Here is a 16,996-nt window from a genome sequence, read left to right as displayed (position 1 = left end):
GGGACCCTCATAACTCGGTAACTTGCTGTAACAGCAAGGTGCGAAGAACCGAGAGCATTGGAGGTGTCCCCTTATGCGCAAGTATAACTATCGTGCCCAAAATTTCCAGAAGGTGAACTGGGATCAACTGCGTGAGCAGACGGCGGGCGAGCGGTTGATTCTGGCGATTGATGTGGCCAAGAAGGACTTCTACGTGGCGCTGATGAAGCCGGACCGGACGGTTCTGAAGACCATCCGCTGGGAGCATCCGCAACAGAGCCCGGCCCTGCTGCGGGAACTGGCGAACCTCAAGGCTCAGCGCCTGGAGGCGGTCATGGAGCCGACCGGTACCTATGGCGACGCCTTGCGCTACCAGTTGAGAGCTCTGGGTGCCGAAATCTACCGGGTCAGCCCCAAGCGGGTGCACGACGCCGCTGAAGTGTATGACGGGGTCCCGAGCCTGCACGACGCCAAGGCGGCTTACCTGATCGGCCGGCTGCACCTGGATGGCATCAGTCAGCGCTGGCGCGAGCCGAGTGAAGCGCGTCGAGCTCTGCGAGCCTTACTGAATCGGCTGGAGCAGGTACAGGAGCGCCACCAGCGGGCACTGAATCGGCTCGAAGCGTTGTTGGCCCGGCACTGGCCGGAGGCGCTGTGCTGGCTGACATTGCAGAGCGCCAGCTTGCTGCACCTGCTGGCCGAGTACGGCGACCCGGTTCGGGTGACGGCACAGCCGGAGCAGGCGGACCGACTGCTGCGCCGAGTCGGTGGGCACATGCTTAAGACGTCCAAGCGCGAAGGCCTGCTGCGCAGTGCCGCCACGACCTTGGGCGTGCCGGTGGTCGAGACCGAACACGAACTCATCCGGGCCCTGGCCCAGGAGATGCTGGACACACGGGCGCAGTCCCGCGAGCTGGAGCGAGCGCTGTCCGAGCACGTCGAGCACACCCGGGAGCTGGCCTGGATGGCCGAGGCACTGGGCCATAACAGCGCGGTGGTGCTTTACTGTGCCCTGGGTTCGGCCAATGACTACCCGCGTGCGGCCAGCTATCTGAAAGCGGCGGGGCTGAACCTCAAAGAGCGCTCCAGCGGCAAACACAAAGGGCAGCTGAAGCTGACCAAGCGAGGGCCCGGGGTGGTGCGCCACTACCTGTACTTCGCCGCCCTTCGCCTGATACGTCAATCAGGCCCGGCCAGAGCCTGGTATGACGCCAAGCTGGCCCGACACCGAGGCCCCAAGGGCAAACTGATCATCGCGCTGATGCGCAAGCTGGCCAAGGCGCTGTGGCATGTGGCTCAAGGCAAGCGGTTCGATCCGGCCAAGCTCTTTGCCGAGCCACCCCGGGCCGAAGTGGCATAAGCACCACCGAGTCGACCGATGAGGACGAACAGAGACGAGCAACAGGAGCGAGCAATGAGTTAATCCAGCCGTAACACGCTGGCAACGAGTCTTCCTTCGGGCTGACCTTCGATCCGACCTCTAGCCCAGTCTTGAGGCTCCTAAGTAGTCAAGAGGCAGCCCGCGGGATGATCCATGGAACGCGATACCCAAGGTAACTGAGTTGATGCCGCCAGGCGGACATCCGATGCGAGAGGTTCGGTTGACCCCATGGACGTTCATCCGGGAGGCCTTCGAGCTGGCACACAGGCTAAACACACGAGTACCACCGGCATGTGCGTCAACGACTCAGGCAATGCCAGCAGACTCGTGTGCCCAACAGGCAGGTAAAATGATTAAATAAAGGGACTTGACTGAGTTATGAGAGGTCGGATTAGGCCGCAAGGCCGTAATCCGACAAAACAACCACCGGAACTTTACAGTCACCCCCTGGGGTCCAAAGAACACAACCAAACAACCGAGCTACTATTTATGAATCGACTCTACGCTCTGATCACCTCAACCCTGCTCCTTCTGAGCACCCCCCTGCAAGCCGACCCGACCGCGGAACTGCGCTCCCGTCTGGACGCCATGACCAGCTTGCAGGGTGAGTTCACCCAGGTCTTGATCGATATGGACGGCGAGGTGCTGGAGGAGAGCTCGGGGGATTTCGCCATGGCTCGCCCGGGCAAGTTTGACTGGCACACGCGGGAGCCGTTTGAGCAGCGTCTGGTGTCGGATCACGAGTCCATTTGGCTGTACGACCCGGATCTGATGCAGGTGACGGTGCGTGAATTCGATGAGGAGTTGCAGGATACGCCGGCGCTGATTCTCAGTGATGAGCTGACGGCGCTGAATGAGCAGTTTGAGATTACCCATGCACAGACGGATGAAGGCTGGGATGCGTTCCGCCTGGAACCAAAGGATGATGACAGTCTGTTCGCCGCGCTGGTGCTGACGTTTGACGGTGATCTGTTGAGAGAGATCCGGATGGATGACAATCTGGATCAGACCACCCGGTTTACCCTGTCCGATCTGAAACGCAATGAGTCCATCGATGACAGTCGGTTTACCTTTGAGGTGCCGGAGGGCGTCGATGTGTTGGTGGATTGATGGTTAACGATCTGTTTCAAAGCGAGCCGGTCTATCAGCCTTTGGCGGCGCGGATGCGGCCGCGCAACCTGGCGGACTACATCGGTCAGGAGCATTTACTCGCGCCCGGCAAGCCGCTGCGCGATGCCATTGAGCGCGGTCATTTACATTCCATGATTCTGTGGGGGCCCCCGGGTGTGGGGAAAACCACCCTGGCGCGGCTGTTTGCCGAGCAGGCGGACGCGCGCTTTCAGACCATTTCCGCCGTGCTGGCGGGTGTGAAGGATATTCGCGCGGCGGTGCAGGTGGCCGAGCAGGAGCGGGCCGCCCGGGGGCGCAAGACGATCCTGTTTGTCGATGAGGTGCACCGTTTCAATAAAGCGCAGCAGGATGCGTTTCTGCCTTATGTGGAGGACGGCACCCTGATTTTTATCGGTGCCACCACCGAGAACCCGTCGTTTGAACTGAACAACGCGCTGCTCTCGCGCTGCCGGGTGTATGTGCTGCGCGGGCTGGAGTTCGAGCATATTCGTCAGGTCTTGCGCCAGGCACTTGAGGATACCGAGCGAGGGTTGGGCAATGACGCTATTCGAATAGACGACGAGTGGCTCGATACGCTCGCCAGGGCCGCCGATGGCGATGCCCGTAAGGCGCTGAACCTGCTGGAGATCGCGTCGGATCTGGCGGAGGAACGTGACGGTCAGAAAGTGATCGATCGGTCGGTGCTGGAAGAGGTGCTTGCGGCGGATGTTCGCCGGTTTGATAAAGGCGGGGATCTGTTTTATGAGCAGATTTCCGCGTTGCATAAATCGGTGCGCGGTTCCTCCCCGGACGGTGCACTGTACTGGTTTGCCCGCATGCTCGATGGCGGTTGCGATCCGCTCTATATCGCCCGGCGCATAGTCCGCATTGCCAGTGAGGATATCGGCAATGCCGACCCGCGCGCACTGCCTCTGGCGCTGGCGGCCTGGGATACCCAGGAGCGCCTGGGCAGTCCGGAGGGTGAGTTGGCCATCGCCCAGGCCGTGGTTTATATGGCTTCGGCACCCAAAAGCAATGCTGTGTATAATGCCTTCAATACGGTGATGGCCGAGGTGCGCGAGCAGCCGGGCTATGAGGTGCCGGTGCATTTGCGCAATGCCCCCACCAAGTTGATGAAGTCCATGGATTACGGGGCGGAGTACCGTTACGCCCACCATGAGCCCGGCGCTTACGCGGCGGGTGAGTGTTATTTGCCGCCCGAATTGGCGGACCGGGTGTATTACGAGCCGGTGGAGCGAGGGCTTGAGCAGAGGATTCGGGAAAAGTTGGCTTATTTCCGTGAACTGGATGCCAAGAGCCCGATTCGACGTTACAGCCGGGAGAGCGATTGATGCAGTGGTTGGCCGTGGCTTTGGGCGGCGCCCTCGGGGCGATGGGACGATTCGGTTTGACGACCTGGCTGTTTCCGGTGATGGGTACGCGTTTTCCGCTGGGAACGCTGGTGGCCAATGTGCTCGGTTGTCTGTTGGTGGGCGTGGCTTTCGTGATGATTGTCGATAAAGGTGTTTTGCCGCCGGAGTATCGGCCGTTTGTGATTACCGGTTTTTTGGGGGCGTTGACGACTTTCTCGACGTTTTCGTTGGATGCCTTGTTGCTCTGGCAGAATGGGGCGCCGACCGTGGCGGTGGTTTATTCGCTGGTCACGTTGTTGAGTTGTTTGCTCGCCGTTGTTGCGTCGGTTTATTTCGCACGTATGTTTTTTTAGTGCTTTTGTTTTGATTGGGGGCGGATACGGGTACTGATACCCGGGACCCGCGGCAAGTACGTCCCTGTAGGCTCTGCGTCGGCATCCATGCCTCCGACGGTCCCGGGTATCAGTACCCGTATCCGCTGGCAGTAAGCTCCAAGTTCCGGGAACTTAGAGAGTAGACCGTACCGCGAGTTATTTTAGAACATCAAATTTTTAACCATCTGAACTGAATAAGACATTTTTATGCTGGATCCAAAACTTGTTCGTACCAATCCCGAAGCGGTGGCCGAGGCGCTGAAGAAGCGTGGTTATGAGTTGGACGTCGCGCGCCTGACGTCGCTGGAGGAGCGCCGTCGTGAGGTGCAGGTGAAGACCGAGAACCTGCAGAAGGAGCGCAATGCCAGCGCCAAATCGATTGGCCAGGCGAAGCAGCGGGGTGAGGATGTGGAGCCCCTGCTGGCCCAGGTCAGTGAGCTGAAAGAGGCCCTGGGTAAAGCCGAAGCGGAGCTGGATGAGATTCAGGCGGAGTTGGATGACCTGTTGAGTGGCATTCCCAATATTCCCGCTGATGAAGTGCCCGAAGGTGAAAGCGAAGACGATAACGTCGAGGTGCGCCGCTGGGGTTCGCCGCGCGAGTTCGGTTTTCCGATTGTCGATCACGTGGATCTGGGCGCGCGCCTGGGCGGGCTGGATTTTGATACCGCGAGCAAGTTGACCGGTGCGCGCTTCGCATTGCTGCGCTCAGGCATTGCCCGTCTGCATCGGGCCCTGGCACAGTTCATGTTGGACACGCACATCGAGGAGCACGGTTACGAGGAAGTGAACGTGCCCTTTATTGTGAACTCGGATTCGCTGACCGGCACCGGTCAGTTGCCCAAGTTTGAGGAAGACCTGTTCAAGCTGGATGATGAGCGGTGTTTTTACCTGATTCCCACGGCGGAAGTGCCGGTCACCAATATTCTGCGCAATGTGCTGCTTGATGGGGCGGACCAACTACCCATGAAATTTGTCAGCCACACGCCCTGTTTCCGCAGTGAAGCCGGCTCCCACGGGAAGGATACCCGTGGACTGATTCGTCAGCATCAGTTTGAAAAGGTGGAGCTGGTGCAGTTTGTCCGTCCGGAAGAATCCGATGAGACCCTGGAGAAACTGACCGGCCACGCCGAAGCGATTTTGCAGAAACTGGGTTTGCCCTACCGCACCGTTATTCTGTGCGGCGGCGATATCGGCTTTTCAGCGGCGAAAACCTATGATATCGAAGTGTGGGTACCGTCTCAGGAGCGCTACCGGGAAATCTCGTCCTGCAGTAACTTCCGGGATTTCCAGGCGCGCCGGATGAAGGCCCGCTATCGCAACCCGGAAACCGGCAAGCCGGAGCTGCTGCATACGCTGAATGGTTCCGGGCTGGCGATTGGTCGAACGCTATTGGCGGTGCTGGAAAACTATCAGCAGGAGGATGGTAGCATCACCATCCCGGAAGTCTTGCAGCCCTACATGGGTGGGCTGAAAAGCCTGGGCGTAAACACCCCGGTTTAAACCGGAGTGTCGTGTAGGTCGGATTAGCGCAAAGCGCGTAATCCGACAGTCGTTCTCCAGAGCTTCGATGGTAGCGCTCCGGTTGGGTATGCTGTTGTGAGACACGCCGTAAATACGTCCCAGTAGGCTCGACACCCGCCGTCCAGGCGGGTGACGGTCTCACAACAGCATACCCAACCTCCACCGTGCCAACGTATCGTTCCGGGAACTAGCACCCACGGTCAACGTAAATTTATCAGTCGTAGGGTGGATAAGCGAAGCGTCATCCACCGTTTTCACAATGCCTGTTCATCCGCGATGCCGGTGGTGTCAATTTATGGATTATTTCCCCGTCTTTCTGGATCTGAAAAACCGCCGCTGCCTTCTGGTCGGCGGCGGCGACATTGCCACCCGCAAAGGCCGCTTGCTGGCCCACGCTGGTGCCCGACTGTGTATTGTGGCCCCCGAGATTTCCGATGAGCTCAAACACCTGGCCGAGCAGGGCGGTGGTGAATTGCATTATCGGGAGTACCAATCCAGCGATCTGAATGACGTGGTGCTGGTGTGCTCCGCCACGGATGACAACGAACTCAACGTTCGCATTTCGGAAGAGTCCCAGGCCCGCTACCTGCCCACCAACGTGGTTGACAGCCCGAAGCTCTGCAGCTTTATTACCCCGGCGATTGTCGATCGCTCGCCCCTGGTGATTGCCATTTCCAGCGGTGGCGAGGCGCCGGTACTGGCGCGGATGGTACGGGCCAAGCTGGAAACCCTGATTCCCAAAAGCTACGGTCGCCTGGCCCAACTGGCCAGCCGTTGGCGGGAGCGGGTGAAGCAGTCCTTCAGTGAGGAAAACCGGCGCCGGTTCTGGGAAAAGGTATTGCAGGGGCCGATTGCCGAGCTGGTGTTCAGTGGCCAGGATGAACAGGCTGAGAAAGCCATTGCCGAGGATCTGGCCAACCCGGACTATGTCGATACCCAGGGCGAGGTGTATCTGGTCGGCGGTGGTCCCGGGGATCCGGAGTTACTGACCCTGAAAGCACTGCGCCTGATGCAGCAGGCGGATGTGGTGCTCTACGACCGGTTGGTGTCACCGGAAGTGATGGAGCTGGTACGCCGGGATGCGGACCGGATCTATGTGGGCAAGCGACGCAGCGATCATCACATGCCTCAGGAAAATATTAACGAATTACTGCTCAAGCTGGCCCAGGAGGGCAAGCGGGTGCTGCGCCTGAAGGGCGGCGATCCGTTTATCTTCGGCCGTGGCGGCGAGGAGATTGATCTGCTGGCGGCGCACCGGATTCCCTTTCAGGTGGTGCCGGGCATTACCGCCGCCTCGGGCTGCGCGGCTTATGCGGGTATCCCGCTGACCCACCGCGATTACTCCCAGTCGGTACGTTTCATCACCGGGCATCTGAAGACCGACAATCCGAACCTGACCTGGCCCGAGTTGGCACTGCCGGGGCAGACGCTGGTGTTTTATATGAGCCTGGTGGGGCTGGAAGAAATCTGCCAGGTGCTGATGCAGCATGGCCGGGCGCCGGAGACTCCGGTGGCCCTGGTGGAGAAGGGCACCACGCAGGATCAACGGGTACTGATCGGGACCCTGAACGACATGGCTGAGCGGGTCGCCCGCAGCAATGTGCACGGGCCGACACTGCTGATCGTCGGAGAGGTGGTCAAGCTGCACCGGCAGTTGAGCTGGTTTTCGCCCGACCGGACGAAGGGTCAAGAAATTGACAGTAATGAGGCGCCGGTCACAAAATAGCGAACTTGTGGTCAAGATTACGGGTCCAATACCGATATAAAAGGTAAGCGCCGTCGTTTTGACGGCCCGAACTGAATCGGAGGTCATCATGACCTACATAGGTCCAACCAGTACCTTGCCGCCCTCGGCCCGAACCAAGATCAACACCACCCGGGCGAAAGATGAAACCCTGCCGGTGAGTGAGCAGGTGCTGGACACCACTCCCACGGCACCCATACGGGAGCGTCGACGTGGTGACCGGCGCCGTCGGGACATCAAGCCGTTGGTGGATATGCGCTCAGGTGACCGTCGCCGTCGCCGCAAGATCGACATTGAAGTGTAAGTTCTCTCGTCCCGCGAGCCTCAGCGCTCGCGGGCGCCCCTCAGGATGTGGTTAAATCTCCCCCTGTTCTTATCGATTGTCCCGGGGACGGAATGACCCAATCCAACGGCATCGCTGATGTCCGCCTGCAATTGCCTTTCTGGCTCTGGCCACTTGCCGTGATCATTGGCTGGCTTATCGCCGCCGCGTCATTGAGCTACGCGCCGGGGGGCCGACTCAACGTGCTCTGGCTCTGGTGGCTCTGGGCCGGACTGCCCCTGCTGGGTACTCTGGTGGCGGCCGGAGCGGCGGCCTTTGGCCGCGACCGCCCCTGGCTGTTCCGCTGGCGCCAAAAAACCCTTCACTGGTATCCCAGACGGGCTCAACGCTGGCAGATGCTGGTTGGTTTACAGGGTTTCTGGTTGTTGCTCGGACTGGGCATGTTACTGGGGTTCTGGACCCTGCTGCTGTTCACCGACCTGGCGTTCGGCTGGAGCTCCACCCTGCTCAACGGTGAACAGAGCCCTCTGCGCCTGATGCAACTGCTGGCCGCGCCCTGGGCCTGGCTCTGGCCCGCCGCCGTGCCTGATGCGGCCCTATTGGACGCAACCCGTTACGTACGTATCGACCCCCAGGCCTCAAGTATCGAACGGGCGGGCGACTGGTGGCCGTTTCTGATGGCCAGCCTGCTGTTTTACAACCTCTTGCCGCGGGCTCTGCTAGCGCTCGTCGGGCTTCTGCGCGTGCGCCAACTGAAAGCCCGGCGACCAGGGCCCGCTGTTCGGGGGGAAAGTCAGGGCGATGGGGTAAAACTGGAGCGCGTGAATGCTTCGTCGCTCAGCGCCTGGAGTAACGCGCTGGTGATCAACTGGGAACGACACCAACAGGGGCAGCCGAGCCTTGGCAGCAACCTCTGGTCAGACGACGAATTTCAGCTCAACACCTTGCTGGCCAACCGGCCGAAAGCCATTCTTTGGCAGGTGCCCGCCAACCGCTCGCCGGTGGGTGAACTGGCGGATCTGGTCGCACAGGTAAGAAGTGCGGGCACCACCCGACAGGGTATCCGGGCCATGGTCGACGCCCAGACGCGGTCGGAGCGCCATCTGGCCAGTTGGCGTCAGTTTGCCGGCGAACACCAATTGGAGTGGGTGACCGAATGAGCCGATCAGGATCTGCAAGTCAGGCGCCCACCTTGTGTGTGGTGGGACACCCCAATCGGGGCAAATCCTCCATTGTCTCTACCTTGACCGAGAACGACAGTGTGCGGATCAGCCCGGCTTCCGGCACTACCCGTCGTGCGGATCGCTTTGAATTCTCGCTGAACGGTCGTGTATTACTGACTCTGGTGGACACGCCGGGCTTTCAGAGAGCCCGTCAGGTACTGGCCTGGCTCGAGCGTGAGCCGATCAGCCCCGGAGAGCGTCCGAACCGGGTGCGGGCTTTTTTGGCGGAGCCGGGCCATGCCGACCGTTTTCCCGATGAGGTCGAACTGCTCAGACCCATTATGGACGGGGCGGGTATTCTCTATGTGGTGGATGGCGCCCAGGCGCCTTCCGCGATGGACGAGGCGGAAATGGAAATTCTGCGTTGGACCGGACAACCGAGGCTCGCCGTGATCAACCCCATGGCGCCCCAGTCGCAAACCGGGACCTGGCAGCGAACCCTCGGACAGTTTTTTCAGTGGGTCCGGGTATTCAACCCGCTTACCGCGACTCTGCCTGCCCGACAGGCGCTACTGCGTGCGGTGGGGGAATTGACCCCCGACTGGTCCGCGCCGATACAACGCCTGATTCAAGGATTGGCGGCGCGGGATCAGCAGCGCCTGACCGACGTCAGTGATGCCCTGGCCGCCTACTGGGCCGAGCAACTGCTGGAGCGCCAGCCGGTGCAGGTGCCCGGCGCGATTGGCCGTCAGCGCGCCGAGGAACAGTTACGTCGCGCCCTGGATGAGCGCGAAACGGACTTTTTCCGTCAGTTGCGTGAGGCGTGGGGGCACCGCGCCAGCGAACTGGCGCGGGACGGCAATTGGGAACTGGACACCGATCAATTGATGAATACTGAAACCTGGTATTTATGGGGCCTCAAACAGCGGGAGCTGCTGTGGGTCAGCGGCAGTGCGGGCGTGGCAACCGGCCTGGTGGTGGATGCCGGACTGGGCGGGGCGTCACTGTTGACCGGAGCCATTTCCGGTGGTGTCATCGGTTCGATGGGCGGCTGGCTGGCCAGCCGGGAGCTGCCGGGTAAGCGTTTGGGTTGGTTGCCTTTAACGCGTCAGCGACAGGTGATGGGGCCGGTGAAGCATCCGAACTTCCCACTGGTGGTGATGGCCCGGGCTTTGACGTTTACCCGCCAATTGTGGCTCAAACCCCATGCGGAGCGCAGTGCGGTGGTGTTGCGTTCTGAGGCGGGTACCTGGCCAAGAGAGGAGCAGGTGCAACTGTTGGGTTGGGCAAAACGACTTCAGCAGGGGCGTTGGCAGGCCAGGCATCAGGACGCTCTGGTCCATTGGGTGGAGCATCAGTTACGGGTTTCCCTGGACGAGGCGTTTTCGCGGGAAGAAAAAACCAGTTGGGTTTGATGGGACTTCGGATGAAGTGCTCCGGCTGGGTAACCCCTTGCGAGACACGCCGTGAATACATCCCTGTAGGCTCATCACCCGCCGTCCAGGCGGGTGACGGTCTCGCAAGGGGTTACCCAGCCTCCGCAGTGCCAACGTAACGTTTCGGGAAATAGAACCCACACCAAAATTTGTATGTGGCACTGAGGGTCGGGAAGGGGGATACCTTTTCAAGACCGTAAGCGGAGGGACTCCGCGCGTCGAGCCCCCGTGGACGCCCCACATGGATGTGGGAAGTGTCCCGAAGCGCCGGGAGCGCGAAGGGGGCCGGGTTTACGGCGTGTCTTGAAAAGGTATCCCCCTTCCCGAACCGGTCGTGACGACGAGATGAACTAGATATCGACGAACGTTTCGAGAACAACAACCGACAGGAGCAACGATAAACATGAGCCAATACGATTACGATTTGCTGGTGATCGGCGCGGGGTCCGGAGGGGTGCGGGCCAGTCGGTTTGCGGCGCAGTTTGGGGCCAAGGTGGGGATCATTGAAGAGCGCTACCTGGGTGGTACCTGCGTCAATGTCGGTTGCGTACCCAAAAAACTGTTTGTGTTTGCTTCCCACTATCGTGAAACCTTTCACGCCGCTCCGGGTTACGGTTGGCACGCCGGCGCCATCAAGTTTGACTGGCAGGAACTGCGCGACAACAAAGACCGGGAAATCGAACGACTCAATCAGGTGTACGACAAACTGCTCAACACCGCCGGGGTGGAAATCATCAACGGCACCGGCACGCTGCTCGACGGACACACCGTTGCCGTCGGCGATAGTACCTATACCGCCGAACGCATTCTGATTGCCGTGGGTGGTTGGCCCTGGATGCCCGACGTGCCGGGGATCGAGCATGCCATTTCCTCCAACGAAGCCTTCTATCTGGACAGCTTGCCCGAGCGCATAGTGATCGTCGGTGGTGGTTATATTGCGGTGGAGTTCGCGGGTATTTTCAGTGGCCTTGGGGTCGAAACCCATTTGTGCTACCGGGGGGAGTTGTTCCTGCGCGGATTCGATGAGGATGTGCGCACGCATCTGGCACAGGAACTACCCAAGAAAGGCATCCACCTGCACTTCAATACCGACGTCACGCGCATTGAAAAAATCTCGGACGATGAACTGACGGTTCACACCAACCAGGAAGGTTCGCTCACCGTCGGCCAGGTCATGTACGCCACTGGACGCAAGCCGAAAACGGAAAGGCTGGGACTGCAGAATACGGCGGTGCGACTGAATGAGAATGGGCGCATTCTTGTCAACGACGACTTTCAGACGGATGAACCCTCCGTCTATGCACTCGGTGATGTGACCGGCCCTGACGAGTTGACCCCGGTGGCTCTGGCCCAGGGGATGGCGCTGGCTCGCAATCTGTTCGGTGGAATGAACGAGCGGGTGGACTACCGGCATATTCCCACGGCGGTTTTCAGTCAGCCGCCCATGGCCAGCTGCGGCATGACCGAGGAGCAAGCCAGGAAGGTGTGTGCCAATGTGGACATTTACCGGGGCTCGTTCCGGCCGATGCAATTTACCCTGCCGAATATCGATGAGCGGGCGTTGGTAAAGCTGATTGTCGATCGGGATACGGATCGGGTGCTGGGATGCCATATGGTCGGTCCCGAGGCGGCCGAGATCATGCAGGGCTTGGGTGTGGCCATGACCGCGGGTGCCACCAAAGCGGACTTTGATCGCACCATCGGTATTCATCCGACCCTGGCTGAGGAATTTGTCACGCTCCGCCAGCCGGTTGCCAGAGACAGCCAGTGAGCGTCCGGAATCAGTTAAAGCGCACAATAAGGTTCAATTGACGCTCGGACAACTGCTCCATTTCCTTATTGAGCGCTTCCGCATCGGCCACCTCTTTTTGGGTCCGGTCGGAAATCTCGCTGATGTGCTGGGTGTTCTGCTCAATGTCCAGAGCCGTCACAGACTGCTCTTCGGCCGCTGACGCAATCTGATGCGACATCTGGTCGATTTTCTCCACCGCCCCGGAAATGGCGGTCAGGGCGTGCTTCACATTGTCCATCTCGCCCACGCTGCGATCGACCAGTTGCAGGCACTGCTCCATGCTGTCACCGGCCTGGCCGGTGGCCTCGCCCAGCTTTTCAATGATGTTGCGAATGTGCCCGGTGGAATCCTGGGTGCGCTGGGCCAGGGTGCGCACCTCATCCGCCACCACCGCAAACCCACGCCCCTGCTCACCGGCGCGGGCGGCTTCGATCGCCGCATTCAGAGCCAGAAGGTTGGTCTGCTCGGCGATGCCCCGGATCACGTCCACCACTTTGGCGATCTCACCGCTGTCGGCGGTCAGACGCGCCAGTACCTGGCCAAGGCTGTCTACCTGTTGCGACAGCTCACTGATGGCGCCACTGGCAGTCTGAATCACCTGATCGCCACGCTGGACCTCACCGATCGCGCTGCGGGTCGCGTCAGAGGTATCGGATGCACCACTGGCCACTTCCTGGACCGCCTGTGCCATCTGCTGCATGGCCACGGCAACACGCGAGGTTTCCCGCTGTTGCTCGTCCATACCGCGATGGGTCTGTGCGGCCTGCCGTTGCGCCTCCGCCGCATGACCGTGCAGTTCCCGGGCCGACTCCCCGAATCGCCCGAGGGTGGTGCGCAGACGCGCTCGCAAGGCCAACTGTGCAAATTCGATTTCCCCCAATGCATCGCTGCGTCCGGTGTAAATGTAGGCCGCAATCGGGTCGTGCATAATGGCGCGAGCCTGGGCGATGCTGACGTTAAGGTGTTGTGCGAGCAGTGCCTGGGTAACGCCTCCGATGACCACGCTGCCCACCAGGGCCGCCAGGGCTGTCAGTGGGCTCAACAGACCCAGCACCCAACTGCCGGCCAACAGAATCAGGAGTGCAATTCCGGCGACCTGCACGGCCGTGCGTGCGCTGTGCCAGAGACTCAACCACAGCGGACAGGCGGGTTTGCCGGCACGCATCCGTCGGTAGCTCGCTTCGGCCCGGGCTACCCTCTGCGCATCGGGGTGAACTCGCACGGATTCGTAGCCCCGGACCTGGCCCTGCTCCCGCAGCGGCGTGACATAGGCGTCCACCCAGTAGTGATCGCCGTTCTTGCACCGGTTTTTGACGATGCCCATCCAGGGCCTGCCACTCTTCAGGGCACCCCACATCAGGCCGAACACGGCCTCGGGCATCTCGGGGTGGCGAATCACATTGTGCGGTTGGCCGATCAGCTCATCCCGGGAAAAACCGGAGATTTCCTGAAAAGTGTCGTTGCAGAAAAGGATGGTACCTTTGGTGTCGGTCGATGAGACCAGCTCGTCGCCCGATTTCACCGGTACGTTGCGGCCAGTCACGGGGCCGTTATTACGCATACATTGTCCTTAGCGGTAACCGCGATAACGTATAGCAGGTGCCTTTGGGTTTATTGAGGCTACCGCTTTAAGGGTAGCCCAGTTACCGGCGTTATCGACCACTCGGGCGTTAAGTTGAGAGAAGTTTTGTGTTTAGGCTGCGGCCAGAGCCCGGCTCTGCTGGGCGACGACGAATGCAGCCAGTGCGGCTTGGGTTTCACCGGCAAGGTCGACAAAGGCCAGGCTCACCCGGGTCTGGCGCCAGGGGCGGTGGCTGAGGTTGAAGGCACAGACCCGCACCCGGCAGCGAACCTTGAGTCCCGGGGCGACGGTGAATTCACACAGGGGCAATATGTCCCGGTGATGGAGAAATGGCCGCCAGTCACCGGTCAGCCCGAGTCGCATGCCGCCGGCGGAAAGGTTGAGGACTTCGCCGCAAAGGGGTGAAAGTCCCGGTACACCCAGACGGGCGCTGATGGGGTACCAGCCGAATACGTTCAGCCGGGGCCAGCGGCGCCGGGGGCCCATGTAGAATTGCTCGGGGAAGGGCAGGGCGAGCCCACCGGTTCGCTGGGGGGTGCTCCAGCCAACCACCGGTGCGCTGAATTCGAACAGCTGGCCGTTTTCGTGGTGACTGAGGGTCAGGTCGTCGCCGGGTTCGAGGTTGATGGCCCGGGGGAAGAGTTCGTCGAGCCAGAGCAGTTGCCGGTCGGTGTCGAGGGCGAGAATCAGGCTTTGGTATTCACGCCCCCGGTGGCGCACGGCGAGCAGCTGGCGACGGTCGGCCAGGGGACGCAGGTGTCTGGCGCACGCGGGTTCGGGCCTTGGAGCTTGCGGGGCGGATACCGCTAGCTCAGAGGCTTCGTTGGCGGAGAATTTTTGCAGCAGTGCTCGCAACAGGGCCATAGGTGACTCGTATTCCAGGTCGATAAAACGGACGGTTCTTTGCCGGTTACGAGTGAGTTTGCAATGGGTGTGCCAGAATGCGAAGTCCCAAAAGAGCCAGGTTTCAGTAGACAAAGCGGCAGACGGTTGCCGCTATGGGCGGCAATTCCCTGTGGCGGCTAAAATCCGTACAATGGCGGCATTTTTCGGACCGTCGAACATCGAGAGTATTATGAGTCAGCCCGCCGTGCGCAAAGAGCGCCTGGAATACAACAAACTGCAGAAGCGTCTGCGTCGTCAGGTCGGCAGCGCCATTGCCGATTACAACATGATCGAAGACGGCGACCGGATCATGGTCTGCCTCTCCGGTGGTAAAGACTCCTACGGCATGCTCGACATCCTCATGAGCCTGCAGAAGACCGCCCCTATCCGCTTCGAACTGATTGCCGTCAACATGGACCAGAAGCAGCCCGGCTTTCCCGAGCATATTCTGCCCGAGTACCTGGAACAGGTGGGGGTGCCCTATCACATCATTGAGCGCGACACCTACAGCATCGTCAAGGACGTCATTCCCGAAGGCAAAACCACCTGTGGCCTCTGCTCACGCCTGCGTCGGGGCACCCTGTACAGCTTTGCCAATGAGATCGGCGCGACCAAAATCGCTCTGGGCCACCACCGGGACGATATTATCGAAACCCTGTTTCTGAACATGTTCTACGGGGGCAAGCTCAAGGCCATGCCTCCCAAACTGCTCGCCGACGACAAACGCAACGTCCTGATTCGTCCGCTCGCCTACTGCAAAGAACAGGACCTGGCGGATTTCGCCGATTACAAGGCCTTTCCGATCATTCCCTGTAACCTTTGTGGGTCTCAGGAGAACCTGCAGCGGCAGGTGATCAAGCAGATGCTGGCCGACTGGGAGCGCCAGCACCCGGGACGTACCGAGACCATCTTTTCGGCGATCCGCAATGTCGCCCCCTCGCAACTGGCGGATACCGAGCTGTTCGACTTCGCCGGTCTGACGGTGGATCCGGACGCATTGGCCGGCGCTGAGGACGAGCGGCCAGCGGAGTCTGGTGTTCAACAGTTTATTCCAGCGCTGCAGGTTTCCTGAGTAGCTTCACCGATAGCCAGCCCCTATACTCGGGGTACACATATCCCATGCCGAGAGGTGTTTATGAGGATTGGCGTACCCCGGGAAATCAAGGCCGATGAATACCGCGTTGGCCTGACCCCCAGTGCCGTGCGTGAGTTGACCGCTCTGGGCCATCCAGTGTTGGTAGAGCGTGGGGCCGGCTCGGCGGTCGGTTTTGATGACCCTGCCTATGAGTCGGCGGGGGCCACCATGGTGGACTCTGCCGGGGACGTCTTTGCAGACGCCCAGTTGATCGTCAAGGTCAAGGAACCCCAGCCGGATGAGTACCGTCAGCTCCGATCCGACCAGATCCTGTTTACCTTTCTGCACCTGGCGCCGGACCCCGAACAGGCCGAGGGCCTGATGGCCTCCGGCGCCTCCTGTATCGCTTATGAGACGGTCACGGACCGAACGGGGCGGTTGCCTTTGCTGACGCCCATGTCCGAAGTGGCCGGTCGTCTGGCCACCCAGGCGGGAGCCCACCACCTGGAGTTGCACCAGGGCGGGCGGGGGATTCTGTTGGGCGGTGTTCCGGGGGTTTCTCCGGCGGGGGTGACGATTGTCGGCGGTGGCGTTGTGGGCACTCAGGCCGCCCGTATGGCGCTGGGGTTGGGAGCCCGGGTCAGAGTTCTGGATAAGTCTCTGACGCGTCTGAGGGAGCTCGACGCGGCGTTCCACGGACGCCTGGTCTGTGAGTACGCGACCGAAGATGCGCTGGAGCAGGCACTGCCTCGCACCGATCTGCTGATTGGCGCCGTGCTGGTGACGGGGGACGCCGCCCCCAAACTGCTGTCCCGGGAGCAGCTGGGCGTTTTGCCCCATGGGGCAGTGCTGGTTGATGTGGCGATCGATCAGGGGGGCTGCTTCGCCACCTCCAGGCCCACCACGCACCGACAACCGACCTTTTCTGTGGATGGGGTGGTGCACTACTGTGTCGCGAACATTCCCTCCGCCGCGGCCAGAACCGCCACGTTGGCGCTGAGTCACGCCACCTTGCCTTATGTGCAGGCTCTGGCGCAGAATGGCCTTGAGGCCCTGAAGCGGGATCCCGGCCTGGGCGCGGGCCTCAATGTGCATCGCGGGCAAATTACTCACGAGGCCGTGGCCCGGGCTTTGGGCAAGCCATGGGTAGCGTTCGACGGCGGACCGGAGTAAGCTACGATTGTTGAAATAAACGACAGGATGGCTCGGTGGGTGCGCCATCTCCAGAGTCCCCGCGGTCGGCTCATTCGGCGGGCTCGCCGGTGGGTGATCTCGGGCCAGGATACTGACAGTCACGG

The 16,996-nt window shown here is 60.7% G+C and carries 14 protein-coding genes; 12 read left to right on the top strand and 2 right to left on the bottom strand.

Going from position 1 to position 16,996, the window contains the following annotated elements:
- Positions 1–73: 73 nt before the first annotated feature.
- The 10 genes from OOT55_RS06585 to gorA all read left to right on the top strand — a co-directional run bounded on the left by OOT55_RS06585 (position 74) and on the right by gorA (position 12,135).
- The gene (locus OOT55_RS06585; RefSeq protein ID WP_265365638.1) at positions 74–1,339 is read left to right on the top strand and encodes an IS110 family transposase; all 1,266 of its coding nucleotides are present in this window, start codon (positions 74–76) and stop codon (positions 1,337–1,339) included.
- 510 nt (positions 1,340–1,849) lie between these two features.
- A complete protein-coding gene (gene lolA, locus OOT55_RS06580; RefSeq protein ID WP_265368325.1) occupies positions 1,850–2,470 on the top strand; it encodes an outer membrane lipoprotein chaperone LolA in 621 nt (206 codons plus the stop codon).
- Positions 2,470–3,822, top strand: a complete 1,353-nt coding sequence (locus OOT55_RS06575) for a replication-associated recombination protein A (protein WP_265368324.1) — start codon at positions 2,470–2,472, stop codon at positions 3,820–3,822. Before lolA ends, OOT55_RS06575 begins: the two co-directional genes overlap by 1 nt.
- Positions 3,822–4,196: a fluoride efflux transporter CrcB gene (crcB, locus tag OOT55_RS06570; RefSeq protein ID WP_265368323.1), complete on the top strand. Its 375-nt coding sequence runs from the start codon at positions 3,822–3,824 to the stop codon at positions 4,194–4,196. Before OOT55_RS06575 ends, crcB begins: the two co-directional genes overlap by 1 nt.
- A 228-nt stretch (positions 4,197–4,424) precedes the next feature.
- On the top strand, positions 4,425–5,717 hold the full coding sequence (gene serS / locus OOT55_RS06565; protein ID WP_265368322.1) for a serine--tRNA ligase: 1,293 nt from the start codon (positions 4,425–4,427) through the stop codon (positions 5,715–5,717).
- Between the two features lie 316 nt (positions 5,718–6,033).
- Positions 6,034–7,464, top strand: coding sequence for a siroheme synthase CysG (gene cysG / locus OOT55_RS06560; RefSeq protein ID WP_265368321.1), 1,431 nt, complete (start codon positions 6,034–6,036; stop codon positions 7,462–7,464).
- Positions 7,465–7,552: 88 nt separating this feature from the next.
- The gene (locus OOT55_RS06555) at positions 7,553–7,786 is read left to right on the top strand and encodes a hypothetical protein (protein ID WP_265368320.1); all 234 of its coding nucleotides are present in this window, start codon (positions 7,553–7,555) and stop codon (positions 7,784–7,786) included.
- A 92-nt stretch (positions 7,787–7,878) separates the two neighbouring features.
- Positions 7,879–8,925 (top strand): DUF2868 domain-containing protein, encoded by a 1,047-nt coding sequence (locus OOT55_RS06550; protein WP_265368319.1) that lies wholly within the window; start codon positions 7,879–7,881, stop codon positions 8,923–8,925.
- Positions 8,922–10,343, top strand: a complete 1,422-nt coding sequence (locus OOT55_RS06545; protein WP_265368318.1) for a GTPase/DUF3482 domain-containing protein — start codon at positions 8,922–8,924, stop codon at positions 10,341–10,343. The genes OOT55_RS06550 and OOT55_RS06545 overlap by 4 nt, the downstream gene beginning before the upstream one ends.
- Before the next feature lie 424 nt (positions 10,344–10,767).
- On the top strand, positions 10,768–12,135 hold the full coding sequence (gene gorA, locus OOT55_RS06540; RefSeq protein ID WP_265368317.1) for a glutathione-disulfide reductase: 1,368 nt from the start codon (positions 10,768–10,770) through the stop codon (positions 12,133–12,135).
- A 10-nt stretch (positions 12,136–12,145) separates the two neighbouring features.
- On the opposite strand, the gene OOT55_RS06535 is transcribed toward gorA, so the two are convergent.
- Both OOT55_RS06535 and OOT55_RS06530 read right to left on the bottom strand, forming a co-directional pair.
- Positions 12,146–13,717 (bottom strand): methyl-accepting chemotaxis protein, encoded by a 1,572-nt coding sequence (locus OOT55_RS06535; RefSeq protein ID WP_265368316.1) that lies wholly within the window; start codon positions 13,715–13,717, stop codon positions 12,146–12,148.
- Between the two features lie 132 nt (positions 13,718–13,849).
- Positions 13,850–14,602, bottom strand: coding sequence for a flagellar brake protein (locus OOT55_RS06530; RefSeq protein ID WP_265368315.1), 753 nt, complete (start codon positions 14,600–14,602; stop codon positions 13,850–13,852).
- A gap of 211 nt (positions 14,603–14,813) precedes the next feature.
- On the opposite strand from OOT55_RS06530, the gene ttcA reads away from it, so the two are divergent.
- The gene (gene ttcA, locus OOT55_RS06525) at positions 14,814–15,695 is read left to right on the top strand and encodes a tRNA 2-thiocytidine(32) synthetase TtcA (protein ID WP_265368314.1); all 882 of its coding nucleotides are present in this window, start codon (positions 14,814–14,816) and stop codon (positions 15,693–15,695) included.
- A 63-nt stretch (positions 15,696–15,758) separates the two neighbouring features.
- Positions 15,759–16,871, top strand: a complete 1,113-nt coding sequence (gene ald, locus OOT55_RS06520; RefSeq protein ID WP_265368313.1) for an alanine dehydrogenase — start codon at positions 15,759–15,761, stop codon at positions 16,869–16,871.
- Positions 16,872–16,996 lie beyond the last annotated feature (125 nt).

It is taken from the genome of Marinimicrobium sp. C6131 (genome assembly GCF_026153455.1).
Lineage (GTDB): Bacteria > Pseudomonadota > Gammaproteobacteria > Pseudomonadales > Cellvibrionaceae > Marinimicrobium.
This window is presented reverse-complemented; position numbering and strand designations above follow the sequence as displayed.